Source organism: Psychrobacter sp. 1Y1 (assembly GCF_051847395.2).
Classification (GTDB): Bacteria; Pseudomonadota; Gammaproteobacteria; order Pseudomonadales; family Moraxellaceae; genus Psychrobacter.
In genome coordinates this window covers 82,121-107,725 of the sequence record NZ_JBPYDF020000001.1, presented here as the reverse complement: position 1 = coordinate 107,725, position 25,605 = coordinate 82,121, and the positions used below count along the sequence as shown (strand labels likewise).

Here is a 25,605-nt window from a genome sequence, read left to right as displayed (position 1 = left end):
TGAATGTGTTTTTTACATTCGGTTTTTTGAGTTTAGTTTGTACATTTATAAGTGTCTTTGGTTTTATATTTATCGATGGTATGACCGAATAATGACACGTTCATCTTTCGCAATCCGTTATCTACTCTACCGTTTACGTTCACCTTTTTGAGATCGTCATGGCAATATCTGACAAACCTGCGAATCGCCGCACTGCTACACCTTATAATACCGATGTCGGCGAGCTGTTCGTGCGCCGGTTTAATGTGGTGAGCATTTATGTGGTCGTGCTACTGCTATTGGCAGCCACGATTGTATGGAGTGGTATCAAAACTGCCGAAGAAGTTCAGCAATATCATCAGGACTACAAAACCTTGCAAGATATGAAAAAACAAGAACGTAAGCTACAAGTAGAGCATCAGCGTCTATTGATTGAGCAACAAACTTTTAGCGCCACGCCGCAGATTGCCAGTCGAGCGGTTGCTGAATTGGGCATGTATTCGCCAACATTAAAGGATAAGCTGATTATCCAGCCTGGTGTTGCGACTGCATTGGTGCCAGTGGTTACGGAAGACTCAGAGGAAGATATGTCTGACGTAGTTGGGCCACGTGCCTCTACCGACATCTCTCCTGAAGAACCAGCGACGGAGGCAGGACAATGAGTGCAAAAAAGCCTAAATCCACCGCAAAAAACACCAGTAAAAAACCAGCCAGCGGCAAGGTAACCAAACCTCTCCGCCGAGCCAGTGCGGCTAAATCTGGTCAGACGAGCAGCAAGCCCGATAAAGCTGCAAGCAATCGTAAGGCAAAATTGTTTGGACGCATCAAAAAAAGCGACACCCAAGGCGCTTATACCAGTGTAAAAAATCGCAAAAGTAAAATGGTTTTTTCGAGCAAAGCGTCAGGTGCGTCAGCTCTCGGTGGTTTCGAACAAGACAAAAACCGTTTTCGTATGGTCTGGGGTCTAGCGCTGGTCATATTAGCGCTACTGATTAGCCGCGCTTATTATATTCAGGTTGCTAATGCACAGTTCTATCAAGACAAAGGCAATGAGCTCATTACCAGTGAGCGCACCCAAAAATCCTATCGCGGTATGATTACCGACCGTAATAATCTACCGCTTGCAGTCAGTGCGCCGCTCGCGACAGTTTCGTTTAGTCCGCATGATTATTCTCGTGAATATTACGAGCTAAAGCGCATTATCATTACCAATCCTAGCAGTCCACAATTACAAGCGCGTATGCAAAAGCGTCTAGATAATATGGACCTGACAAAGCTAGCCGCTGCTGCCAATATCTCGGTCGATGAGTTGAAAAAAGTCACTGCTATTGATGACAGTATTGATGTGACCGATGAGAAAGCGGTAAAAGCTGCTTTACCATCTGGTGCGGGCTCACACTATTTGCCACTGCTTAATAAGGTCACACCTGAGATTGCCCAAAGCGTCAGCTCACTTGATTTCCCAGGCGTCTACGAAAAGAATTTCTTTCAGCGTTATTATCCACAGCCACAGTCCAATGCACAGCTACTGGGCTTTATGGGTCAAAACGCCAAGGATCCCGAAGGCGGCTACGAAGGCCGTGCTGGTATTGAGCGTCAGTACGAAAAAGATCTGGCAGGTGATGACGGAAAAGTACTGGTTCTAAAAGACGCCAAACAAAACAGCTTAAAAGAAATTAAGCAAATCGAGCCAGAAGTACCCGGCAAAGATGTGGCATTGACGATTGATTCGCGCTTACAGTATTTGCTGTATAAAGAGCTAGAAAAAGCTGGGCGTTTGCAAAAAGCACGTTGGTCCACGGGTATGATCGTTGACGTACAAACTGGTGAAGTATTAGCACTATCGACATGGCCATCGTTTAACTCGAATAACCTTAACGAGATGACGGGTGAAAATCAGCGTAACCGCGCACTGTTAGATGTGTTTGAGCCAGGTTCGGTGATGAAACCGTTTACCGTGGCGGCAGCGTTAGACTCGGGAAAGTATACGCCAACGACTTTGATTGATACCAATCCTGGTTCGATTCGCGTACGTGGCTATACCATTCGAGATCATAATAATTTGGGCATGATTAACATGGCCACGCTACTACAAAAATCCAGTAACGTTGCTTCGACCAAGATTGCGCTATCACTGCCAGCCGATGCTATTAGTAATATGCAACGACAGTTTGGCTTTGGCTCAAAGACACCATTGCAGTTTCCAGGTGAGGGCAGTGGTCTGATTGTTACGCCAAAAGAGAAAGAAACCTCGCGCCGCGCGACGGTCAGTTATGGTTATGGTCTACAAGTGACATTAGCACAGGTTGCACAGGCGTATTCAGCCCTAGCAGCAGGTGGAGTCATGCATCCATTAACTTTAATTAAAGATGACAAGTCGCAGCCAAGCAAACGTATTATGGCGCATGAGCAGGCAATGTCGATTGTACAGATGCTTGAGAGCGTGACTGAGCCTGGTGGTACGGCAAAAGCCGCTGCCATTGACGGGTATCGCGTGGCAGGTAAGACGGGTACGTCACGCCGCATCAATCCAGACGGTGGTTACTATACGGATCAGTATCGTAACGTCTTTGCTGGCATGGCGCCTGCATCCAATCCAAAGCTGGTAGGCGTAATGCTTATCGAAGACCCGCGCGGTCAGATTTATGCTGGTCTAACGGTCGCACCTGTCTTCCATAATGTAATGAAAGAAGCATTGCGATTGTATAATGTGCCTTTGGATAAGCCACTAAAAACGGAAGCGCAGTAAGCGTTCAATTATTTTAAATGTCCAGTTCTACTGAGCTGACACGTTTTAACTGTTTAGGATTTATCTATGACTATATCATCGCTAGATAGCGCTACTGTTACTTTACAACAGCTTATAGATGCTAATAAAAGCCAGCAGCAAAAACTGGCTGAGCAGCTTACAGCGATGATAGCAACATCGATTCAGGAAGCATCTAATCAGGCGAGTTTAGATCAAGCTCAATCTATTGCCCATATTCCGTTTCAACAGTTTCGCTTAGACAATCGCCAGTTGGAAGCGAATGACGTATTTGTCCTTTTAAAAAGTCAAACAGCCAATTCTGAAAAAAGTCGCGACTATTTACTGCAAGCCGCTGAACAAGCCGCGTTTATTCTCTCAGAGATTGACCCTAGTATTTTGCTTAGCGAAGCAAACAATTCCTCAAATATCAGTAGTGAACCGCAGACAGATAGTATTGCTAATGCACAGCAGCAACTAGCAGCATTGCCATGCCCTGTCTTATATGTTCCTAATATTCGTGACTTTTTAGGTAGCTTAATTCAAGCGCGCCTCCAATATCAGCAGCCAGTGACTCTACCGACTGTGGTTGCGGTAACTGGTACGAATGGTAAAACAACCATCAGTCAATTAGTAGCACAGCTTACTCAATTGATGGGTCAGAGTAGCGCGGTGATGGGTACGGCAGGTAATGGTAGACTTGGTGCTCTGTTGCAAGCCAGTCATACCACGGGAGATGCTTTAGCTGTCCAACAGTTCTTATATCAAATGGGAACAGAGCAGGCAGAAATATTGGCATTAGAGGCCAGCTCTCATGGGTTGGATCAGCAACGTCTACAAGGTATGCCAGTCACTGTAGCGATTTATACCAATTTGAGTCGTGACCATTTAGACTATCATGCTGATATGGCAGAATATGCCGCTGCCAAAGCAAAACTGTTTGATAAAGCCCATTTTCCAAATTTGACCCATGCCATTATCAACATCGATGATGAGCACGCTCAGGTTATGTTAGATACGGCAAACGCCAGCGGTTTGACGGTATGGACATACAGTTTGGATTCATCAAAAGCGGCTACTTTTGTTGCCGCTGATATTACGCCGAGTCTGCAAGGCGTCAAAATAAAACTGCGTATTGAGTTTGGTAATGAGAGAACTGACAACATGGAGATTGTCAGTCCATTATTAGGTCGCTTCAATGTAGCCAATTTGCTCGCAGCGATAGCAGCTGTCGTAGCACTCGATGTTGACTTAGCTATGAATATCGAGCGTATTGCGCCTGCTGTTGCACAGTTGCAAGGTGCAGTTGGGCGTATGCAGCGTGTACCGTCAAATGATGGCTGCTTTATCGTTGATTATGCGCATACTCCAGACGCTCTAAGCCAAGTGCTGGCAAGCTTAAAAACCCACTGTAAAGGTCAGCTTTGGGCAGTGTTTGGTTGCGGCGGAGATCGCGATGCAGGCAAACGACCATTGATGGCGCAAGCAGGTCTGGCAGGTGCTGATCAAGTTGTTTTGACTGCGGATAATCCACGTACCGAAGACCCAAATGTAATTTTGCAAGATATGCAGGCTGGTATGACAGCTGAGCAATATCAACGAACCCATATCGAGCCTGCCCGTCAGACGGCCATTGAATATGCAGTTAGTCACTCAGGTGTGGATGATATCGTGGTCATCGCAGGCAAAGGTCACGAAACCTATCAAGAGATTAATAACGTTCGCTATGATTTCGATGACAGTGTTGTTTTGCAGCAGGCATTGAATCAGACGGGACGTGTGTAATTGGTTGGCTCGCGTTACATGCATTAGTAAAAATTGATCATTAAATATAAAAATTAAGTAATCATCATATAAGGTAATCATTATGACAGCCGACACCGATAATACTGCCCAGTCGCAAGGGCTCTATGTCTGGCAAATGGACAATCTGCTCGCAGCGACCACGTCGCTCGATGGGCAGTGGCAACTACCACGAGGCCATGGAGCAGAGCAGACGGCTTTATCCAGTAAACGTGTAGCCACCGATACCCGCACGATAAAGCCAGGCGATATATTTTTGGCGCTCAGTGGCGATAATTTCGATGGTCACGATTATATCGAGACAGCAATATCAAAAGGCGCTGTTGCCGCTGTCGTCTCGCGTCCTACCTCGTTGTCTGGCCCAAATGCTATTCCGCAATTGGTAGTCAGCGATACTCGTTTGGCACTAGGTCAATTGGCAGCCTATCGTCGTCAGCAGCATACAGATTTAACCGTGATTGCTATTACGGGTTCTAGCGGCAAGACCACTTGCAAAGAAATGCTAGGCAGTATTTTTGGTAGATTGGCACCGACCTTAATCACTCGTGGTAACCTCAATAACGATTTGGGTGTACCAATGATGCTGCTTGAGCTATCAGATCATCATCGCTATGCTATTTTAGAGTTGGGTGCAAACCATATTGGCGAGATTGCTTATACGACTGAAATCGTTCAGCCTGACGTGGCCTGTATCTTAAACATCGGTACAGCCCATTTGGGTGAATTTGGTAGCCGTGAAGGTATCTGCCAAACCAAAGCAGAGATTTACCATACGTTGACGGACGCGCAGTTTGCGATTGTTCCTGATAAGGATGATTTTACCAATCAGCTACGCCGTATCGCTGAAAAGCACACCTCACATGTGATTGGCTTTGGTAATACGGATGTAAGCGCAAGCCATCTAGACGTAGAGCCTGAGCGTAGCGAATTTAAGCTACATATCGGTAACCAAGTCCATGATATCAACTTACCATTGGCAGGTGAACACAATGTCAATAATGCCTTGGCCGCTGCTGCCTGTGCGCATGCGCTGAATATTGAGGTGAGTGATATCGTCATTGGGCTTGAAAATGCGCGTCCTGCTAAAGGTCGTCTAAATAGCCAGATACTTGGTATGCATCGTCTCATTGATGATACTTATAATGCCAATCCTCATTCGGTACGTGCCGCCGCCAAAGTATTGGCCGCGCAAACCGGTACGCAAGTTATGGTACTGGGCGATATCGGTGAGCTAGGAGAGGCGGCTATTAGTGAGCATCAAAGCTTGGGCCGTACTATCGCAACCACGGGTATCAACGTACTGCTTTGTGTTGGCGAATATGCCCCTTATACCGTTGCGGGTGCGCAAGAAGTGTCTGATATCAGTGCGCATGCCTTTGCCGATAAAGACAGTTTATTACAGTATTTACAGCCGTATTTGCAAGCGCAACAAGCTAAGCCTTGTACTGTGTTGTTCAAAGGCTCTCGTTCCATGGGAATGGAAACACTTATTCATGCGCTAGTAGAGGAGTAGGCGGTGTTAGTTTGGTTGTTCGGCTGGCTTGGCCAGTATTATACGCCGTTTTCTGCGGTTTCTTCGTTGACGCTGCGAGCATTGCTTGCCGTTGTTACCGCCCTTGTATTTAGCATGATGTTTGGTGGTCGTGTCATTCGGCACCTGCGATCGCTCAAATACGGTCAGGCCATTCGTAATGATGGGCCTCAGTCGCATTTGGCCAAGACTGGTACGCCAACCATGGGCGGGGTATTGATCCTAAGTGCGATTGGTATATCGACGCTACTATGGGCACGACTAAACAATCCTTATGTTTGGATTTTGCTCGTGGTTATGGTTATCTTTGGTGCCGTCGGTTGGGCTGATGATTGGCTAAAAATTAAGTACAAAGATCCAAAAGGCTTAATCGCTCGCAAAAAGTACTTTTGGTTGTCTATGGGCGCACTGTTTGTCGGTGTTTCTTTGTACTATATTGCCACGCTACAACCCGATATCAACACCACGCGTGAGATGCAGGATCTGCTATTGCCAGTATTCAAAGACTGGATGATTCCATTTTCAGCAGTGCCATTTGGTATTGGCTTTATTATCTTTACCTATTTTGTGATTAATGGTGCTTCTAACGCAGTCAATCTAACCGACGGTTTGGATGGTTTGGCGATTTTACCAGTCGTTCTCGTCGCTGCAGGTTTGGGCGCGATGGCCTATGTATCAGGCGATGTACGCTTTGCTGATTACTTGCATGTACCTTATATTCCTTATAACTCCGAAGTCATCATCGTCTGTGGCTCAATGGTCGGAGCAGGCCTTGGTTTCTTATGGTTCAACGCGCATCCAGCACAAGTATTTATGGGTGATGTTGGCGCGCTAGCATTGGGCGCGATGCTAGGTACTATCGCCGTGATGACCCGCCAAGAGATTGCCTTCGCGATTATGGGTGGTTTGTTTGTCGCAGAAGCGCTATCGGTGATGTTGCAAGTTGGCTCGTACAAACTGCGCAAAAAACGCGTCTTCCGTATGGCACCGCTGCATCATCATTTTGAGGAAATTGGCTGGAAAGAAACGCAAGTGGTGGCGAGATTTTGGATTATTGCCATTATCCTTGTCATCCTTGGGCTAATGACGCTAAAACTGCGTTAAGCTATAACCGCCAAATATCTATATGGATATCAATTTGCAAAAATCCAAAAAGCCGTTTCAATCATGATTGAGACGGCTTTTTATCGCTCAAGATAGATGAATTTTGTTAGAATGCGAAGCATATTGCTATCACTTTGAGATGCCCGTGTCGTTATTTATTTGTCCACTTTGTCAGTCACCACTACAGCCTGCCGCCGATACTTGGCGCTGTGATGGCAGTTTGAATTCCAAACAGACTTCACATCCCTTTGATGTAGCGCGTCAAGGCTATGTCAACCTGCTGCCAGTACAACAGAAAAAGTCCAAAGCACCTGGGGATAGCCAAGAATCTATCGATGCGCGTAAACGGTTTTTGAATCATGGACACTATGCACCGCTCCAAGAGTTAATTAGCCAAAAAATGATAGAATTGCTGTCTAACGATGAGTTAATAGATAAGCAAGATAGCAAGACGGTCAATTGGCTTGATATTGGCTGCGGTGAAGGTTACTACACGCAAGCAATGGCGCAAATGGGATCGGATGTCATAGACACACTGATAGCCGCTGACATCAGTAAGCCTGCAGTGGTTGAGCTGGCCAAAGTCAGTAAAATAGCAGGTCGTCTATGGTATCAGCCGCGCAAAGAAGATACTGCCAAGACGACAGCAGTCTATCCATTAGTGACCAGTGCTGCACATCTACCATTACGCCCGCACAGTATGACGGGCATTAGCAGTATTTTTAGCCCTATTTTGCCCGAGGCGTTTGATAATGTATTGATGGATGGTGGCTATCTGATCATTGCCAAGCCTGATGTCGGGCATTTGGCAACGATGCGTGATGCGTTATTTGATGATGTGCGTGAGCATGATTCTGATAAATTCTTGCAAGAATTGGCACCATATTTTACGTTGGTTGAGACCTGCCGTGTCAGTACAGAGCTGACATTATCCGCAGAGGATTTGGCTGATTTGATGACGATGACACCTTATGCGTACCGTGCTCGCAGCGAAAAAAGGCAAGCACTATTGGCTGCCGTAGAAACAGTAGCATTTAGCACAGAGGCAAAGTTTGTGGTTTATATTTTGCAGAAAACGTCTGTTTAGCACATTTAGAGCATAGCAGTCTGGAGTATTGCTATGTTCGCTTTAAACATTAGCCATTAACTTCTAATGAGTTAGGTTTTTCGAATAGCAGAAAGGTCGATATAGAGAGTTTAGCTTAACCGCCTCCGTATTTGCATTTTTCATTAATCAGCTAGTCATTCGCGTTTTTATAAATATCCTGTTTACGATGCTTACCGATAAAGCATAAATACGCTGTCATTTAACCATACATTACGCCAATACCTAACATGCCTTTAAGCGCGCATGCCTTCGTAACAATCGCAACCTTTCTTCAAGTTTCATAAATCTACTTAATACTAGAATCATTTATCATTCTCTTTGTCGATAGAGTAAAGCTTTATCAGGATAGTTCATTTAACACTAAGTGAATTATCTATAACTACTCTAAATATGAATTCAAAGGAATAAAATGATGAAAAAGATACTAGTTAGTTCGATTTTAGCCGCTACTGCTTGTTTGTCGATGGTGGGTCAAGCCAATGCTGCACCTAATTTTGATAAGCATCATTCAGCTCAAGTACAGCAACAAAAACACAGCAGCAATAAAGCGAGTAATAACTATAAGCATGCCAAAGCTAAGGCAGCAAAGTCACATCACAAAGCGAACGTAGTGGCAGCTAAGCACAAAGCAATAGCCAAAAATGTCCATGCTAAAAACAGCAATGCTAAAAATAGCCACGACAAAAACAATCATGACAGAAACAACCATGACCGTCGCTCGTAAAAATACAATCCTAGCATCCAAAAATAGCGCCTTAATGAGGCGCTATTTTTTTATTTTTATATGACACTATTGATCGTTACTAGTTGAACAAATGCTACTGACTGATAAACGTCATTAACTTAGTTGCACCATTTTTACTGGGCTGAGTGAGTGTGACTTTACTACTCAAAACATTGCCTTTAGCATTGATTTTATAGCACTCTGAAGACGTACCTGCAGAATCAGAAGCCAAAAGCAGATTGCCTGAAGTTTTTATACAGAGCCACGCCGTGTTATTTGTATCTTGTGTGAGCGACCAGTCCTGCTTATAAGTGGCGGTTTTCTGACGCATACTGCTGTCAGCATATACGTTTTCAGTGATGAGCTGACTTGAATCGCCCACCGTAGCTATCTTAGGAATACTCGTTGTTTGGTTAGCGATTGAATACTCCCCCGTACTATCCGTAAAACCATGGAATACCAATGGATTTAGCGTAAAGTAATTGATAGCGACGGACTGATCCGTAATCTGCTGATTCACTGTGTTGATTGTGCTGACTTCTGCGCCTTGTACCATTCTATTATTAAAACGCATGCTGCCTTTAGGGGTTGTTTGAATATCTGCGGCTACGCTTTGTCCGCCGACAGTAGCGATCAGTTTTTCACTACGTTGTTTGGTATAGATATTGAGTAGGGCAGTCTCAACTGGGTATTGAGTGACTACGTTAGCAGAGTTGTTATTTTGATTGGTATTACCTGTTGCCATGCCGCCCATGCCAGTAGCGCAAGCACTCAATCCGAGTCCTGCTACGATACACATTCCTAGTGTTTTCATCGTTGTATCCTTTAGTTTATTTAAATAAATATTACCAATATCTACTATAATCCAATTTTTGGACAATGGCATCTGCCGAGTATCAGTGACTCTATTGTGATTACATTTTTGTACGGTATAGCAATGATGGTAAATATAGATACAAAGCTAGATTGAATGCCACAGGAAAACTCAAAGCCTTTTCGTATAAGGGTCTAGAGATAAAATTAAGCTGATAATAAAACGAATGGTAATAAAGTATCTACTCATTTTATAAGTCACTCTCAGTCCATGATACGAGTTTTTGAACTTGGCCAATAAACGTGGTATTCAATTAGATATATAGTTATTAAATCTTATACGACATATGAAATTAAGGCTAAACAGAAATATTTCAGACAGCAGTAGAGGATGAGTATAGACTGAAAGTCTTACTGTTAAACTGTTAAAAGATATAAAGAATATTTAGGAAAGGGTAGAACAGGATGAAAAACAAAGGTTTTGCTTAAGCAGAATAAGATTGGCGGTGAAGGAGGAAGTCAAACTATAATCATAAGTTATTGATAGTTATATTATTATTATTAAAAAATTTATTTAAAGACCAACTATTAGACCAACACCTTTCAGGTATTGGATGCAGGATGGATATTAGGATTTATCTCACAACGATTTGTAACTAAGTATTTCTAACTAGTTATTTAATATTATACGCGTATTATTGATTGATTATTCCAGTTAAAGTTATTAAGCGGCAAATGTTACAAGAGAATTTTGCAGTAATCATAATAGAATTGATTACAGAAGATAAAAAATCGGTAACCCTCGCAAGCATAAGACATCAATCAAATAAAATTAAGCTGTCTGAATTAGTTTTCGAATTGGAGTAAAGTCGTTATTGCCTAAATTCGGGCGTTCATGATTGTAATGGTATAAGCAGTTCTGTGCTTGATGTCGGATTAGATCTGGATTATTGAACAGCTTCTGATCTAACCCATCGTATTGCTTCGTTCTGTTATAGCGCTCCCCATAAGCGTTTTGCTGCGAGTTGCCAGACTCAATATAGCTCAAGATAAAGCTCTGTTCTATCGTCTATTCTTTGGGTGCATTGCTGATGTACTAAGGTTTGTTATCACACCTTATTTGCATAGGTTTGCTTCGCATTTAATAAGCTAGCTGATTCAGTCTGCGTATTACAACTTTGAGCAAGCAGTGAGAAGTCAACTCCAACCATCTCCTACTGGTATATTTCAGCATTTAATTTCTGTTGCTTAGTGTTCTTGTTTTTAAGAGGAGTTACCAATCCTTTTCTAAAAAAACCATTGAAGCAGAAACACAAAGGGCTTTTCAAAAGACGCTTATAATTAACAACAAACTAATAAGCCTCTGTTAAAAGCTCAAATAAAAAATGGCCTATAAATCTGTCCTTTAAATTAAATAAACTTATGGGATGAATTTATAGGCCTAATTTCTAGTTTAAGGGTCAGCTATTTGTACAAATCAATTATTATGACTCTAGCAAAACATCACCATACTCATCCCGTAAGTCATTCTTCATCATCTTGCCGGCGCCATTCAAGACAATGTTATCAACGAAGACTACCTTATCGGGGATCTGCCAACTGGCCACTTTATCTTGATAGAAGTCAAGAATCTGCGCTTCCTCTACGCTTGAGCCTTCTTCTTTGACCACAATCAACACCGGACGCTCGCCCCATTGCTGATGATTAGCAGCAATGGCAGCGGCCATTTTCACGTCAGGATGGCCGGCTGCGATGTTTTCTAACTCAACTGAAGATATCCATTCGCCACCTGATTTTATCAAGTCCTTAGAGCGATCGCGAATATTCATATAACCATCAGCATCGATAGTCGCAATGTCACCGGTATCGAACCAACCATCTTCGGTAATAGCATCGGGTCTATGGGTAAAATAATCATCGATAACCCAATGACCTCGTATCTGCAAGCGTCCTTGTGATTTGCCATCTTCGGCTACCGGTTGCTCTGGATTTTCGGTATCCATCAGACGTAATTCAACACCAAAAGGCGGGCGCCCTTGCGACTTACGCAGCTCGTTGATTTCCTCTTTGCTGAGCGCTTTATGTTTAGCTTTAATCTGATTCATGGTACCTAAAGGACTGGTCTCAGTCATGCCCCAACCATGGATAGCGTCGCAATTAAAATCCTCTCTAAAGGTTCTGATGACGGAGGGTGGACAAGCGGCGCCGCCAACGATAGTACGAGTCATACTCTCAAGGGTGCTGCCCCTCTTTTTCGCGGCCGCCAGTAGGCCTTGCCAAATAGTAGGCACACCTAGAGCAATAGTCACTTTGTAATCGTCGATTACTGACACTAAGCTATCACCATCGAGATTGGGTCCTGGCAAGATCAATGAGCAGCCGACTATGGCCGCGGCATAAGGCGTGCCCCAAGCGTTGACATGGAACATCGGTACTACGGGCAGTAGCACATCTTGCGCCGATAATGAGGAGACATCCGGCATACACAGCGCCATAGCATGTAGTACTGAGGAGCGATGCGAATAGAGAACGCCTTTTGGATTACCGGTGGTGCCTGAGGTATAGCATAAGGAGCTAGCGGTCGTCTCATCAAGCTCTGGCCAGTCAAACTCTGGTTCCTCGTTAGCGATTAAGTCATCAAAAAATAGCGCATTTGGCAGTTGCTCTAGCACTTTTTCGTTGCGCTCGCCTAACAGGATAAAGTGCTTGATACCTTTGATATGCTCTTTAATAGCAGCGATAAGCGGTAAGAAGGTGAGGTCAAAGAGCAGCACTTGATCTTCGGCATCATTGATGATGTAAGTGAGCTGTTCAGGGAAAAGCCGCGGATTAATAGTGTGGCAAATCAGTCCGCTGCCAGAGATGGCATACCAAGCTTCTAAGTGGCGGCGGTTGTTCCAAGCTAAAGTAGCTATGCGATCTGAAGCTTTAAGACCAAGCGCTTGCAGAGCATTAGCCAGACGTTTTGAGTTGTCTGAGACCGTGGCCCAATCGCTCTGAGTCATCGTGCCATCGACTTCTTTGGAATAGACGGCGGTATCGCTATGGTATTTGGCCGCATGGTCGATAAGGCTGCTAATGAGCAGCGGTTGATACATCATTTTTCCTAACATCTGAATATCCTTATAGTGGTTTTGTGAATATCTATGTACTGCTTAAAGCCTGCTTCATTTAGTTCAAATAGCTTGGTTATGTTTGGTAGATTTATTAAATGATTAAGGTTTAGGTATATTCTTTGTGTATTGAAACTACTTGCGTAAGAGCTCTAATAGGTATGAATGAAGTTACTTACTTGATAAACATAGACATAAATTTATTAAAAATAAACCCATAAGGTGGCTGCAATAAGTTCATAGCGTTTACTTTAGGTTGCACTAAAACTGGTTTCATATGGCTAAAGCGTTCGAAGCCAGTTTTGCCATGATAAGCTCCCATGCCAGAGTGCCCAACTCCGCCAAAAGGCAGCTCGTGCTGCAGCGCATGCAACACAATCTCGTTTACACATACCCCGCCAGATACGGTGTATGAACGAACACGTTTGATGTCTTCATCTGAGTTGCCAAACACATATAACGCTAGTGGTCTAGGACGCTCGTTGATGAAGGTGATCGCCTCATCCAGCTCGCCATAGTGTATCAATGGTAAGACCGGTGCGAAGATTTCGTTTTGCATTAACTCGCTATCTGCGCCAGGCTCTGTGATGATGACGGGCGGCATGAGACGCGAATCTATATCTGGTTGGACGTCGGTTGTATGATGGATGTTTTCTTCTGGAATTTGATCTAAGTACTTTCGAACTCGATTAAACTGAGAATTATCAATTATATGAGTGTAGTCTTCATTGGTTGTGATGTTAGGATAATGCTTGCGCATCCATTGCTTTGCCAGCGCCACAAACTGCGCATGATGCTTACGATCGATGAGCACATAATCAGGAGCTATACAGGTTTGTCCGGCATTCAGGGTTTTTCCTGTCATGATCCTATTTACTGTACTCTCTAAGTTGGTGTCTTCGAGCACAATCACAGGTGACTTGCCGCCGAGCTCAAGCGTGACAGGCGTTAGGTTTGGTGCCGCCGCTGCCATGACTTTTTTGCCGACTTCTGTAGAACCAGTATAAATAAGGTGGTCAAAAGGCAATTGGCTAAACGCCACCGCGATATCCACATCGCCGACCACGACACTGACCATATCTGCTGAGAAATGCTGGCTCACCGCTTCAGCAAATGCTTGCGCGAACTGTGGCGCGGCTTCACTCATTTTTACCATGACGCGATTTCCAGCTGTCAGCACGTCTATCATGGGGCCAATCGCTAAGTATAATGGATAGTTCCAAGGAACCATAATACCGACCACACCTAACGGCTGTGGCTCAATCTCATTGCGGGCCGGCAGATAGACTGCTGAGATAGGCGCTTTTCTGGTTTTCATCCAAGACTCGCCATGTTTTTTAGCATGGCTGATGCTGGTAAAACTCGAGAATAGCTCGGCGAACTTGGTCTCGCCTTCACTACGCTGGCCAAAATCTGCGTTGATTGCCTGAGTCAGCTTGTCTTTGTTTTTGCTCAATAAGCGCTCAAGAGTATCCAACTGGGACTTTCTGGTTGGCCAATCGAGTATCGGATTGGTGCGACTCAGTGTTTGGAGGGTGGCAAACTGCGTTTGCAGTTGCTCTTTGTTGCTAATGATTGAGGATGACTTGCTCATCGAAGAGCTGGTGTCAGCTTCGGTTTGGGTACTAGTCATTTTTTCGTCCTTGGAATATGTTGTATTGCGTTAGCCTATTAAGATGCCATATAGGCATACCTAATAGGCTTTTATGTTCTTTAAATATTACTCGGGGAGTACGATGCCAAAAGAGGGGTCTGGCGTTTCAAATAGGCTGAAGAAGGTCAGTAAGTCACCTTGGTTACCATCTACGCTGGAGTCTGCCGATGTCAACATCTCTTTAAACCCTATTTCTCCAATTAGCAGGTCGACGAATAAAGGCTGTGTTAGATTTAAGGTGGTTTTCACTTCGTTTTGCGGCGCATTTGAACCATCAAGGAGACGGTAATGTAGCACCGAGTTTTCAATCCATAGCAGATAGTTTTCGTTTATATCAATAAAATTGACCTGCAGGTTGGTATTTAGACCATTCACCTCTTCAGACTTTAAGCGGACAGACAGTGCATCAAAGAAGTTTGGAACAGGGGTCTGTAAGAAAACGTCGCGCATCGCTGACATCTCCACTCCTACGTCTGGTGTTCCCTCGCGCAGCTCTTGCGCACCAGTTAAGTAATTATCACGCCATGGGCCAGACTCTGCTTGATACCCTAACTGCTCATACGTTTTGGCCAACAGCTCTCTGGCAGACATATTATCGGGATCATCAAACACTAGGTGGTTTAGGATTTCAGCCGCCCATCTATAGTTGCCAGCATCAAATGAAGACTGGGCTTGTGCCATGACGTTTTGACTTCCTCCAGCGAGTTTTACGTAGGCAGCGGCACGTTGTGGGTCTGGTAACGGATCCAGATGGGCAGGGTTAGAGTCATACCAACCGATGTAGTTTTGATAGACCGCACGTGCATTGTGTTTGACAGTGCCGTAATATTCACGGTTGGAAAACTCAGATGCTAGGCTTGGCGGTAGTTTGATGTCTTCAGCGATCTCACCGGGTGTCATGCCTTTATTGATACGACGTAGGCTTTGATCATGAATGAATTTATACATATCCCGTTGTTGCTTTAGGAAGGTTTGAATGTTTTCTTTGCCCCACATCGGCCAATGATGGCTGGCAAAATAGTACTCTGCATCACCAAACTTATTGCGAGCTTCTTCGATATAATTACTCCACTGCAGAGCGTCCCTTACCTTTGCGCCTCGCAACGTATAGAGGTTATGCATATTACGAGAGACCAACTCCGCCCCAGCTAAAGCTTTGTATTTGGGGAGATAAAAGGTGAACTCGGCAGGAGCCTCTGTTCCAGGTGTGTATTGGAACTGAAAATCCACACCATCGACCTTTAAGTTGGTAGGCGTTTTCTCAATCAAAACACTGGGCTCAACGATACTGAACTGACCAAAGGCTGGGCCCTTACCTAAGCCACTACCGACATGTCCGTATTGGTTACGGGGCAAATCTTTGCCATACATATATGACGAGCGGCGCATCATGGCTGTACCAGCTAAGATGTTTTCGCTAGTGGCTTCTTCCATAAACCCAAGTGGCGCAATTACGGGGATGTTGTTTTTGTCAATCTCTTCTTTAGAGATAATCCCTAAAGTACCGCCAAAATGATCAATATGGCTATGAGTAAGAATGACCGCACTGATATTTGTAGACATATCAGGATAGCGATCTGCGAGGTGCTGCATCGCAAAGTCATAAGCATATTTTGCCGTCTCTTTTGAGGTTAAAGGATCGACGACAATCCAGCCTGTATCGCCTTTAATCAATGTCATGTTTGATAAGTCAAAACCACGCAGTTGATAGATATCGGGTCTAAATTCAAACAGACCTTTGATATTATTAAGCTTAGCTTGTCTCCAAAGACTGGGGTTCACTGAGTCGGGTGCTTCGCCTTTAATAAAATTGTATGCTTTGGTGTCCCATACGTATTTTGTAGGATCTGCTAGTGATGGTATCTGCAAGTCTTCAGGGCTTGCGATGAGACCACGGGTTGCCTCTTCAAAGTCTCGTGGGTCGTCTAAGTCTAGCTGACTAACTGACGCTGCATTCGCGGCAATCGTCGTTGCAGTAGCTGCTTTGTTGTGACTGACTTGCGCGGTCGAGGTCGTGCAAGCAGCAAGCAGCATACTACTTACTAGCAATAGCAGACGGCCAGGATTGATTGATATGAATTTGACTGTAGTTGAGTTTTGCATAGAGGTATTCCTTACCATAAAAATTCCATTAGTGTCGTTGAAAAGCTGGTTGTCAGTCTAAACGGTCCTGCACCTTATCGTTTAGATAAGACACGTTTTGCTAAACCTTCGCCATTTCCAGTGTTTGGTCGTTTAGCTTATGAGGATTAGCCTTCCCAGTATTGTTCACAGCCTGATTTAGAGTGAGGCGCTCAGCTTTTATTTCATGAGCGATTTTTTCTGCAATCGCTATCGTTGGGGCGTTGGTATTGGCACTATTGAGAGTAGGCATAATAGATGCATCTACTACACGAAGTCCGATAACACCTCTAACCTTGAGGTCCAAGTCTACTACTGATTCAGTGTCCGAGCCCATTCTACAGGTACCTACTGGATGGTAAATCGTATCTGACTTATTACGGATATAACCTAACAAGCCATCCTTCTTTAAGAAAGGCGCGGCATAATCTTTAGTAATATATTTCGCTATAGGTTGTTCTTGCATAATGTCGCGTGTACGCTGCGCACCTGCCATCATCATCTCAACATCTTTTGGATGATCTAAGTAGTTAGGATCGATTAGCGGAGCTGCACTAGGGTCAGCAGAGGCTAGCTTAACTGTCCCGCGGCTTTCAGGCCGTAGATAACAGCTATGAACAGATATTGCATAACCCCACTTAACTTGGCGACCATGATCTATCACTCTAGATATCACAAAATGAAGCTGGGTATCCGGCCAGTCATTAGGAGTAGCTTTGGTAGCACTAAAGAACGCCGCACCTTCAGCGAAGTTGGTCGATAATAGCCCAGTACCATCTCTTCTCCAGTCACTAGCGCCCTTTAAGAGGTTCAGGCCAGCGGTAAAGCCTACACCAAACACGTCTTTCGTATTGACTTCATAGTCAAAAACCACATCGAGATGATCTTGTAGGTTTTTCCCTACATTTGGTGCATCATAAACAACAGTAATGCCGTGTTGTTCCAGTTCATGTTTGGGACCAATGCCTGATAATTTTAGGATTTTTGGCGAACCGAAAGCACCAGCACACAAGATGACTTCTGCGTTAGCTTTGATAGTATTTTCTTGATTATTCTTGACATACACCATGCCCGATGCGATGCCGTTCTCAATCAGAACACGAGAGGCGAGGGCACCTGTGATAATGGTTAAGTTTGGTCTGTCTTCTACAGGGTGCAGGTAAGCGGCGGCAGCTGAACAGCGCTGACCTTGTTTTTCACCATGAAAATGAGTGACTTGATAAAGACCCGCTCCGTCTTGTTTCTTGCCATTGAAATCGTCATTTCTATCTAAACCATTGGCGACACAAGCATCTATAAATGCAGAGGTGATAGGTCGAGGGCTTAGCGGGTCAGCGACATGCAAAGGTCCACTGTCGCCATGAAAATGATTTGCACCGCGGACATTGTTTTCTGCCTTTTTGAAATATGGTAAGAGTGAATCGTAATCCCAACCGACACAGCCCTCATCAGCCCAACGGTCATAATCTTTTGCACTACCACGGGTATAAACCATCGCATTAATAGCTGATGAGCCACCTAAGCACTTGCCACGAGGCTGATATCCAATACGATTGTTTAGGTGCTTTTGGGGCACAGTACTGAGACACCAGTTGTTTATCTTAATTGGCTTGTCTCTCATTTGGGCAATGACAGCCGCTGGCATACGTACGACTAAGCTTTTGCCGTCGCCGCCTGACTCTAAGAGGCAGACTGTAATTTGGGGATCTTCACTTAATCGACTTGCCAACACGGATCCTGCAGATCCACCACCAACGATAATATAATCAAATTCCATGATTAGTTAATTCCTTCCTTGGATTATCCTAGCTACTACTAGGCTTTTTTTGCTAAAGTTAGATATATAATCTAACGGGTCAAACAGTCAAAACACTGATAAAACTGATAAAACTGATAAAACTGATCAATATTTTTCATTCATGTACTTTTGTATAACCTATCATCACTTAGAAGTGTTTTAACCGTGATGCTAAATACACCCAAAAAGTGAGCGGCAGTTTTAAATCAAGTTAAATTCAACACAGAGTAAATCTATGGAACTCAATGAATATACGGTTCATAAAATGACCGCACTCTGTTATAGAAAAGCCTTAGCAACTTATCTAATACAGATAAATCGCTCATCTGATATACCCAAAATTATGTCACAATTTAGTGATCTCGATGATTTTGAAGGCGATAGAATGCCACTCGCTGTCGTCACGAATGAGTTCAATTTAGCTACCTATTTCTTCCAAGATGATTATATAGGGCTAAAAGTTTTTAACTATATTGAGATCAAGTCTCTTCCTTTTTATAAAGGAATAAGCCAATGTATCAGTCCTTTAATAAACGCTAATATAGATATCCCTCTTATTGTTCTCTGCCGCTTAATTTCGCGTTACTTCAAAGTAATGACTGAATCAATCGAGGTTCATTTGTTTGAGAGAAAAGATTTAATCCGTCTTGAGTTCAATCCAAGCGTGCCTGAACAGGTTAATAAACATCAAATTGATGGTATTATTTTCTCTGTTTATAAAATTATATCGACATTTAACTCACTCAAACCTGTAGAACTCACCTTGGCACATCGTCAGTCTTCCCAAGGGTTTGAACTATATAAACAGTTTTTAGGTGTTCCAGCAAAGATGTCTAAAACAGTTAATAGTTTAACGTATCGGATCGATAGGGCTGATCACATTTATTACTCATCGGAACATGCAAAAAATACGATAGGAAGTACATTTTTTATCAATCCTTTGCACCATATGCTTGATAAAAACTTTACCCTTACCAGCTATACGCAACGTTGCCAACATATACTCATAACAATCATGGGGCTAAATGAACCAACTCGTGAACAAGTTGCTCAGGTGCTCAATATGAGTGTTAGTAGCTTGCAGAGACGCCTAAGAGAAGAAGGTACCTCTTTTAAAGCGTTGCTATTAGATGTTCGAAAAAATTTAGCGCATAAATACTTAATAGAACAAGGGTTGTCAGCTACTGATACGGCATTCTTACTTGGCTATAATTCTAGCAGCCAATTTTTTGGCGCTTTTAAGGGTTGGTTTGAGATGACCCCTAGAGCATATAAAGAACATTATCTAGGCGACACGTAGTTCGTTATGGATATGCTTTAGCTATGGCAACGAAGGCATGATCATCCTTGATTTACTAACTTTATCGTATGGTAACTATCGAGGATAGGTGTATTCAGGTCAAGGAAAATGAATATAGTCTTAATTCGGGTCAAGGTCTCTATAGTGCATAAAGTTCTGCATAATCAGAATGCATGAGCAATCCTACACACTGAACGGCTATAAACAATTGAGTACTTTTATTACAAAGTGGCAGCATGCGATTAGTAGATGCATTCTCACTTGTTTGAATTTAATATTAATGAACATACATACAAAAATAGCGCTTACGAGAGGCGCTATTTTTTGTTGTATAACAAAGGCTATAAGATAAAGTTAACCACTACTGACTAACAAACTTTATTATCTTACTACTATTAATAGATGGCTGACCTAGTGTCATCTTGCTCGCTAAAATAACGTCTTTAGCATTGATCTTGTAGCATTCTGATAAAGTGACTATAGGATCAGAGCTAAGTAATAAGTTTTTTGAATTTTCTATACTGAGCCATGCAATATTATTGGTATCTCGAGTAAGAGACTAGCCTTGGTTATATGAATCTATCTTAGGAATAATGGTTGTTTGGTTTGATAGTGAGTATTTGCTCTTGCTATCTGTAAAAGCATGAAGCACTAGTGGATTTAAGGTAAAGTAACTAATAGCGACTGACTGATCAGTGATTTGTTTATTAACTTCGGTATCTTGCACCGCTTTATTGTTGAATTGAATGAGGCCCTTAGACGGGATTTGAAAGTCCGCTGAGGTACTTTGGTTATCTACAATAGCAACCAATGGTTCACTATGTTATTTAGTATAGATATTGAGCATGGCATTCACAACGAGATATTGGGTTATGGCTTTATGAGTTTGATTGGACTTATTCATCGCTGCGTTATTATTCACACTAGTTGCACAAACCTTAAGCTGAGAACGGCTAATAAACATAGGCCCAGATTTTCATGAGTTAACTCCCTAGTTTGTCTAATTAGCTTATATCATTGTTACTATAATTAATTTTTTAAGCAATAACCTCTGCGTAGCACTTTAGACTTTACTATCATTATTCCACTATAAAAATCCCCATCTTTCAAAGTATTCAGGAATCATAAATGTCCGTCAGCACTACTAGTAACACTAGCCAAATCAATCAAGACGATATCAACAAAGCCGTATGGAACGCCTGTGACACTTTTCGCGGGGTCATCAGCGCCGATACCTATAAAGACTTTATTTTGACCATGCTGTTTCTCAAGTATCTATCCGACGTCTATCGTGATGAGTACAACAAACTGGTCGAGCAGTTTGGTGACAACCCTGAGCTGATCCATGCCATGATGTCCAAGCAGCGTTTTGTCTTACCTGAAGGTGCCAGCTTTTGGGACTTATACGAGCAGCGTCATCAGCCGGGCAATGGTCAACGTATTGACGAGGCGCTACACGCTATCGAAGAAGCCAACGGTACTAAGCTCAAAAACGTTTTCCAAGATATTAGTTTTAACACTGATAAACTCGGTCAAGAAAAGCAAAAGAACGAGCTACTACGCCACCTATTAGAAGACTTTGGCAAAGACATTCTAAACCTCTCTGCTGAGCGCGTTGGTAGCCTCGATGTGATCGGTAATGCTTACGAGTATTTGATCAAGCATTTTGCTGCCAGTAGTGGGGCGACGGCTGGTGAGTTCTATACGCCGCCTGAAGTATCTAACTTACTAGCGACTATCCTTGAGCCTGTCGAAGGTGATGAGATTTGTGATCCAGCTTGTGGTTCAGGCTCGCTGCTCATCAAGTGCGGGGCGATGGTACGCAAAAACTCAAATTCTAAGAAGTATGCGCTATACGGCCAAGAAGCCATTGGCTCGACATGGGCACTGGCCAAGATGAATATGTTTTTGCATGGTGAGGACAACCACCGTATCGAGTGGGGCGATACCATCCGTAATCCGCTGCTACTCGACAAAGACGGCAAGCACTTATTACAGTTCGATGTGGTGACCGCCAATCCGCCGTTTTCACTGGATAAATGGGGTCATGAAGATGCCAGTAGCGATCCCTATGGTCGCTTCCATCGCGGTGTACCGCCCAAGACCAAGGGCGACTATGCCTTTATCAGTCATATGATCGAAACGCTCAAACCTAGCACTGGGCGTATGGGTGTGGTCGTGCCGCATGGCGTGCTGTTCCGTGCGTCAAGCGAAGGCAAAATCCGTCAGCAGCTCATTGAAGAAAATCTGCTCGATACGGTGATTGGCTTACCAGAAAAGCTGTTCTTTGGTACGGGTATTCCAGCCGCTATTTTGCTGTTTAAAAAGAACAAAACTGATGACAAAGTGCTGTTTATCGATGCTAGCAATGAGTTTAAGTCAGGCAAAAACCAGAACCAGCTGACTGAAGATAATATCGCTAAGATCATTGAGACGTATAAGGCGCGTGAAAGCGTTGATAAATATGCTTATTTAGCCAGCTTTGATGAAATTAAAGAAAACGACTTTAACCTAAACATTCCGCGCTATGTCGATACCTTTGAGGAAGAAGCGGAGATTGATCTGGTCGCGGTACGTACTGAGCGTCTTGAGTTAAAGGCTGAATTAGATACATTAGAGACTGAGATGGCAGGGTTTTTAAAGGAGTTGGGTTATGGTGCCTAATGGTTGGGAGGTTAAAAAGCTAGAAGACTTAGCATCTGTTGAGAGAGGAAAGTTCTCGGCAAGACCAAGAAATGACCCAAAGTATTATGGCGGTGAAATACCGTTTGTTCAAACTGGCGATATTGCAGGCGCAAAAAAATACTTAAAATCTTACAGTCAGACCTTAAATGAAGAAGGGTTGAAAGTTAGTCGTTTATTTCCGAAAGATACTATTCTCATCACTATTGCAGCAAATATTGGTGATGTTGCAATCACTTCGTTTGATGTTGCTTGCCCTGATAGTTTAGTAGCTATTCAGCCTAAAGAAGGTACGAATGTTATTTGGCTATATTTCTATTTAGAGACATGTCAAAAGGAACTAGACGGACAAGCAACACAGAATGCTCAAAAGAATATTAATTTGCAGGTATTAAGACCGCTTGAAGTCCTTACTCCACCTCTCCCAGAACAACACAAAATCGCCAAAATCCTATCCACTTGGGATAAAGCGATTAGCACCACTGAGCGTTTGATTGATAACAGCAAACAGCAGAAAAAAGCGTTGATGCAGCAATTGCTGACGGGTAAAAAGCGCTTGCTTGATGAGTCGGGTAGGCCGTTTGATAAAAAATGGGAAAGAATAGAGTTAGGAAAATTATTAGATTATAAACAGCCAACACCCTATTTGGTTAAGTCTACCGATTATTCAGATGAATATCCTACGCCAGTATTAACGGCGGGTAAAACCTTTATCCTTGGGTATACAGATGAAGAATTTGGAATATTTAGCGAAGATCTTCCTACAATTATTTTCGACGACTTTACTACTGCTAGTAAGTTTGTAGACTTCCCCTTTAAAGCAAAGTCTAGTGCAATGAAAATGTTAGTAGCAAAAGATGGCGTTTCGATAAAGTATATTTTCGAGGTTATGCAGGCACTAAGCTATGCTATTGGTGGTCATCAGCGACACTGGATTTCGATATTCGCTAATATTGTAATTGGACTTCCATGTCGTGAAGAGCAGCAAAAAATTACCGCTGTTTCAAATAATGCCGATAAAGAAATTGAGTTGCTTGAGCAGCAATTGGCGGATTTGCAGCAAGAGAAAAAGGCGCTGATGCAAGTGTTGTTGACGGGTAAGGTTCGGGTTTTGGTTGATGATGGGGAGGTTGTTTGATGGAAATGGATATCACAACGAAAACGTTTGATGATCGTGACGAGTTTAAGCGTAAAAGTATCGCTGAAAAAGCTATTAAGCTTCTGAAGTCTGATATAGATATTTCACCAATGGTGATCGATGGTGGTTGGGGAACAGGAAAAACTGAGTTTTGTCATAAACTTATCAACCTAATGAAAGAGAATGATACGCACAATGTAATTTATATTGATGCTTTTAAAGCTGATCATATTAATGAACCTTTGATGACAGTACTCGCAGAAATAATAAAAATTTTACCTGACGAATCAGCCCGTGAAAAGTTCATAAAGAAAGTACTACCTACAGTTAGGTTTGGCCTTAAAGCATTAGCTAAAGCAGGTGTTTCTCACTTGCTCAGACAAGATTTTGCTGATGTAGCAGAAGACTTTACCAATGAAATTGAAGAAGCGACTGATAAAGCAATCGATGCTACGGCTGAATTAATATTAAAAGAACATGTAGAAGCAGAAAAGAATTTGCAAACATTGCAAGCTGCTCTAACAGCGATTTCATCTCAAAATCCTATAGTCATTTTTATAGACGAACTTGATCGCTGTAGACCGAACTTTGCGATCGATATGCTTGAGATGATAAAGCATACCTTTGATGTCAAAGATGTTAGTTTTGTACTTATCACTAATACTCAGCAACTTAAAGCTTCGATTAATCATTGTTATGGTCAAGCAGTAGACGCACGAAGATATTTAGATAAGTTTATAAAGTTTAGGTTTGAGTTATCACCACATTCAGATAGAAGCTTCAACGCTCCTGTTTTAGCAGCTAAAAGGCATTTCTTCGAGCTTGCACGTCAAAAGGGAATAGTAACAACCCAAAAGCTTAGTGGGGAACATTTCGAAAACGCTGTAGAAGATCTGATCAAATCCTTAAACCTATCTTTAAGAGAAGTAGAAACTTTAATATTGCATATTGAAATTGCTCAAAATCTTTCTGAATTAAGAACATTTGATAGTGAGCAGTACTTTGGCACAATTTTATTAAATTTAGTTGGAGTCGCTTTAGTCTGCTTTGAACCAAGTATACTTCGTCAAATAAAAGCAGGTACTGTCGATGCTAAAGAGCTAGGTAGATTTTTAGATGTTGAGAAAACTCCAACTCTCGAAAACGGTTATATTAAACAGCAAAGCCCTAGCCCTACTGGACATTCAGTTAGGGCTAGACCGAATGCATTTGAAATTCTTATGGTTATTCTTGCTAAAGATTGTAATGTTAACGTTAAGCAATATGCACCTTCAGAAGATCAGCATATTGAGTGGGAAAGGTATATAGAAGGTTTTATGGGCCATGTTCCACATAACGGTCAAACTAAAATTAAGTTGCTGGAAGTTGAAAGCTTAATGTCTTTCGATTGACTGCAGTACAAGGTACACTTTACAGTACTTCTGAAAATTAAAAATCGGTAGTTAAAAAGCACACTATACATACATGTTGTTTTTTGAATTTTACAGATTTACGATGTTTAGTAGATATTTCAAATAACAATCTAAAAGGTATTTAACGATGAGTTTTTTCAAGGGTATTTCAAGTTTTTTTACAAGTAAAACAAAAAGGATGACACCTAGTGAGTTATTTGCACAGGAAAAACGTATTGATCTTGATACGCAATATAGTTCCGCCAGCGTAAATGGATTAGCCATAACAGAATTTAACTATTTGCTTAAATACTATAGTAAAAATGAAGTCAAAGACTTTGAAGATCTTGAGTTACTTTTGAGTAAAACAGAATTCATCTTAAGTAATATTGAGCAAGAGCTTGAAAGTGGAGAGTTTGGTGAAAGCGTGCTTACTGTAAATGCTGAATATAACGCGAAGAACTTAAAAGACATTGTTGAAGTTTTAAGTGAATATCAACGTTTAAAGTCACTAGAGTAAATATAGTTCAATATTACATTTTAATATTCAAACAAATGGGAGTTGATAGAAAGGTTATCATTAACTAATCTAGATTCAAT

At 42.6% G+C, this 25,605-nt stretch carries 18 protein-coding genes; 12 read left to right on the top strand and 6 right to left on the bottom strand.

Going from position 1 to position 25,605, the window contains the following annotated elements; translation table 11 throughout:
* Positions 1-158: 158 nt before the first annotated feature.
* The 7 genes from ACS8FA_RS14435 to ACS8FA_RS14405 all read left to right on the top strand — a co-directional run bounded on the left by ACS8FA_RS14435 (position 159) and on the right by ACS8FA_RS14405 (position 8,995).
* A complete protein-coding gene (locus ACS8FA_RS14435) occupies positions 159-641 on the top strand; it encodes a cell division protein FtsL (RefSeq protein ID WP_439264362.1) in 483 nt (160 codons plus the stop codon).
* On the top strand, positions 638-2,728 hold the full coding sequence (locus ACS8FA_RS14430; protein WP_439264364.1) for a peptidoglycan D,D-transpeptidase FtsI family protein: 2,091 nt from the start codon (positions 638-640) through the stop codon (positions 2,726-2,728). The genes ACS8FA_RS14435 and ACS8FA_RS14430 overlap by 4 nt, the downstream gene beginning before the upstream one ends.
* A 66-nt stretch (positions 2,729-2,794) precedes the next feature.
* Positions 2,795-4,510 (top strand): UDP-N-acetylmuramoyl-L-alanyl-D-glutamate--2,6-diaminopimelate ligase, encoded by a 1,716-nt coding sequence (locus ACS8FA_RS14425; RefSeq protein WP_439264366.1) that lies wholly within the window; start codon positions 2,795-2,797, stop codon positions 4,508-4,510.
* 82 nt (positions 4,511-4,592) lie between these two features.
* Positions 4,593-6,041: a UDP-N-acetylmuramoyl-tripeptide--D-alanyl-D-alanine ligase gene (locus ACS8FA_RS14420; protein WP_439264367.1), complete on the top strand. Its 1,449-nt coding sequence runs from the start codon at positions 4,593-4,595 to the stop codon at positions 6,039-6,041.
* A 3-nt stretch (positions 6,042-6,044) separates the two neighbouring features.
* Positions 6,045-7,163, top strand: coding sequence for a phospho-N-acetylmuramoyl-pentapeptide-transferase (gene mraY / locus ACS8FA_RS14415; RefSeq protein WP_101205970.1), 1,119 nt, complete (start codon positions 6,045-6,047; stop codon positions 7,161-7,163).
* A gap of 139 nt (positions 7,164-7,302) precedes the next feature.
* Positions 7,303-8,250: a putative RNA methyltransferase gene (locus ACS8FA_RS14410; RefSeq protein ID WP_439264515.1), complete on the top strand. Its 948-nt coding sequence runs from the start codon at positions 7,303-7,305 to the stop codon at positions 8,248-8,250.
* A gap of 433 nt (positions 8,251-8,683) precedes the next feature.
* Complete coding sequence (locus ACS8FA_RS14405) at positions 8,684-8,995, top strand: hypothetical protein (RefSeq protein WP_439264369.1); 312 nt, start codon at positions 8,684-8,686, stop codon at positions 8,993-8,995.
* 94 nt (positions 8,996-9,089) lie between these two features.
* Here the strand turns inward: ACS8FA_RS14405 and ACS8FA_RS14400 are convergent, their stop codons facing one another.
* From ACS8FA_RS14400 to ACS8FA_RS14375, 6 genes are all read right to left on the bottom strand, one after another.
* Positions 9,090-9,809 (bottom strand): hypothetical protein, encoded by a 720-nt coding sequence (locus ACS8FA_RS14400; RefSeq protein WP_439264371.1) that lies wholly within the window; start codon positions 9,807-9,809, stop codon positions 9,090-9,092.
* 831 nt (positions 9,810-10,640) lie between these two features.
* Positions 10,641-10,856 (bottom strand): integrase core domain-containing protein, encoded by a 216-nt coding sequence (locus ACS8FA_RS14395; RefSeq protein WP_439264373.1) that lies wholly within the window; start codon positions 10,854-10,856, stop codon positions 10,641-10,643.
* Positions 10,857-11,292: 436 nt separating this feature from the next.
* Positions 11,293-12,921, bottom strand: coding sequence for a long-chain fatty acid--CoA ligase (locus ACS8FA_RS14390; protein ID WP_439264375.1), 1,629 nt, complete (start codon positions 12,919-12,921; stop codon positions 11,293-11,295).
* Between the two features lie 175 nt (positions 12,922-13,096).
* Positions 13,097-14,554 carry a coniferyl aldehyde dehydrogenase gene (locus tag ACS8FA_RS14385; protein ID WP_439264376.1) on the bottom strand — a complete coding sequence of 486 codons (1,458 nt, stop codon included), beginning with the start codon at positions 14,552-14,554 and terminating at the stop codon, positions 13,097-13,099.
* Between the two features lie 87 nt (positions 14,555-14,641).
* Positions 14,642-16,678, bottom strand: a complete 2,037-nt coding sequence (locus ACS8FA_RS14380; protein WP_439264378.1) for an alkyl/aryl-sulfatase — start codon at positions 16,676-16,678, stop codon at positions 14,642-14,644.
* Between the two features lie 100 nt (positions 16,679-16,778).
* On the bottom strand, positions 16,779-18,473 hold the full coding sequence (locus ACS8FA_RS14375; RefSeq protein ID WP_439264380.1) for a GMC family oxidoreductase: 1,695 nt from the start codon (positions 18,471-18,473) through the stop codon (positions 16,779-16,781).
* A gap of 256 nt (positions 18,474-18,729) precedes the next feature.
* Between ACS8FA_RS14375 and ACS8FA_RS14370 the strand changes: the two genes are divergently transcribed.
* The 5 genes from ACS8FA_RS14370 (at position 18,730) to ACS8FA_RS14350 (ending at position 25,525) form a co-directional block, all read left to right on the top strand.
* Positions 18,730-19,794 (top strand): helix-turn-helix transcriptional regulator, encoded by a 1,065-nt coding sequence (locus ACS8FA_RS14370; protein ID WP_439264381.1) that lies wholly within the window; start codon positions 18,730-18,732, stop codon positions 19,792-19,794.
* 1,128 nt (positions 19,795-20,922) lie between these two features.
* Positions 20,923-22,458: a type I restriction-modification system subunit M gene (locus ACS8FA_RS14365; protein ID WP_439264383.1), complete on the top strand. Its 1,536-nt coding sequence runs from the start codon at positions 20,923-20,925 to the stop codon at positions 22,456-22,458.
* Positions 22,448-23,614, top strand: coding sequence for a restriction endonuclease subunit S (locus tag ACS8FA_RS14360; RefSeq protein WP_439264385.1), 1,167 nt, complete (start codon positions 22,448-22,450; stop codon positions 23,612-23,614). Before ACS8FA_RS14365 ends, ACS8FA_RS14360 begins: the two co-directional genes overlap by 11 nt.
* A complete protein-coding gene (locus ACS8FA_RS14355; RefSeq protein ID WP_439264387.1) occupies positions 23,614-25,005 on the top strand; it encodes a KAP family NTPase in 1,392 nt (463 codons plus the stop codon). The genes ACS8FA_RS14360 and ACS8FA_RS14355 overlap by 1 nt, the downstream gene beginning before the upstream one ends.
* 148 nt (positions 25,006-25,153) lie before the next feature.
* Positions 25,154-25,525 carry a hypothetical protein gene (locus tag ACS8FA_RS14350; protein WP_439264389.1) on the top strand — a complete coding sequence of 124 codons (372 nt, stop codon included), beginning with the start codon at positions 25,154-25,156 and terminating at the stop codon, positions 25,523-25,525.
* Positions 25,526-25,605: the final 80 nt, after the last annotated feature.

Excerpts from the sequence above, each read along its gene's own strand:
- ACS8FA_RS14430 (WP_439264364.1), top strand. The coding sequence starts at position 638 with ATGAGTGCAAAAAAGCCTAAATCCACCGCAAAAAACACCAGTAAAAAA.
- ACS8FA_RS14360 (WP_439264385.1), top strand. The coding sequence starts at position 22,448 with ATGGTGCCTAATGGTTGGGAGGTTAAAAAGCTAGAAGACTTAGCATCT.
- ACS8FA_RS14420 (WP_439264367.1), top strand. The coding sequence starts at position 4,593 with ATGACAGCCGACACCGATAATACTGCCCAGTCGCAAGGGCTCTATGTC.
- ACS8FA_RS14400 (WP_439264371.1), bottom strand. The coding sequence starts at position 9,809 with ATGAAAACACTAGGAATGTGTATCGTAGCAGGACTCGGATTGAGTGCT.
- ACS8FA_RS14365 (WP_439264383.1), top strand. The coding sequence starts at position 20,923 with ATGTCCGTCAGCACTACTAGTAACACTAGCCAAATCAATCAAGACGAT.
- ACS8FA_RS14410 (WP_439264515.1), top strand. The coding sequence starts at position 7,303 with ATGCCCGTGTCGTTATTTATTTGTCCACTTTGTCAGTCACCACTACAG.
- ACS8FA_RS14425 (WP_439264366.1), top strand. The coding sequence starts at position 2,795 with ATGACTATATCATCGCTAGATAGCGCTACTGTTACTTTACAACAGCTT.
- ACS8FA_RS14380 (WP_439264378.1), bottom strand. The coding sequence starts at position 16,678 with ATGCAAAACTCAACTACAGTCAAATTCATATCAATCAATCCTGGCCGT.
- ACS8FA_RS14355 (WP_439264387.1), top strand. The coding sequence starts at position 23,614 with ATGGAAATGGATATCACAACGAAAACGTTTGATGATCGTGACGAGTTT.
- ACS8FA_RS14405 (WP_439264369.1), top strand. The coding sequence starts at position 8,684 with ATGAAAAAGATACTAGTTAGTTCGATTTTAGCCGCTACTGCTTGTTTG.
- ACS8FA_RS14375 (WP_439264380.1), bottom strand. The coding sequence starts at position 18,473 with ATGGAATTTGATTATATTATCGTTGGTGGTGGATCTGCAGGATCCGTG.
- ACS8FA_RS14390 (WP_439264375.1), bottom strand. The coding sequence starts at position 12,921 with ATGTTAGGAAAAATGATGTATCAACCGCTGCTCATTAGCAGCCTTATC.
- ACS8FA_RS14435 (WP_439264362.1), top strand. The coding sequence starts at position 159 with ATGGCAATATCTGACAAACCTGCGAATCGCCGCACTGCTACACCTTAT.
- ACS8FA_RS14370 (WP_439264381.1), top strand. The coding sequence starts at position 18,730 with ATGGAACTCAATGAATATACGGTTCATAAAATGACCGCACTCTGTTAT.
- ACS8FA_RS14350 (WP_439264389.1), top strand. The coding sequence starts at position 25,154 with ATGAGTTTTTTCAAGGGTATTTCAAGTTTTTTTACAAGTAAAACAAAA.
- ACS8FA_RS14385 (WP_439264376.1), bottom strand. The coding sequence starts at position 14,554 with ATGACTAGTACCCAAACCGAAGCTGACACCAGCTCTTCGATGAGCAAG.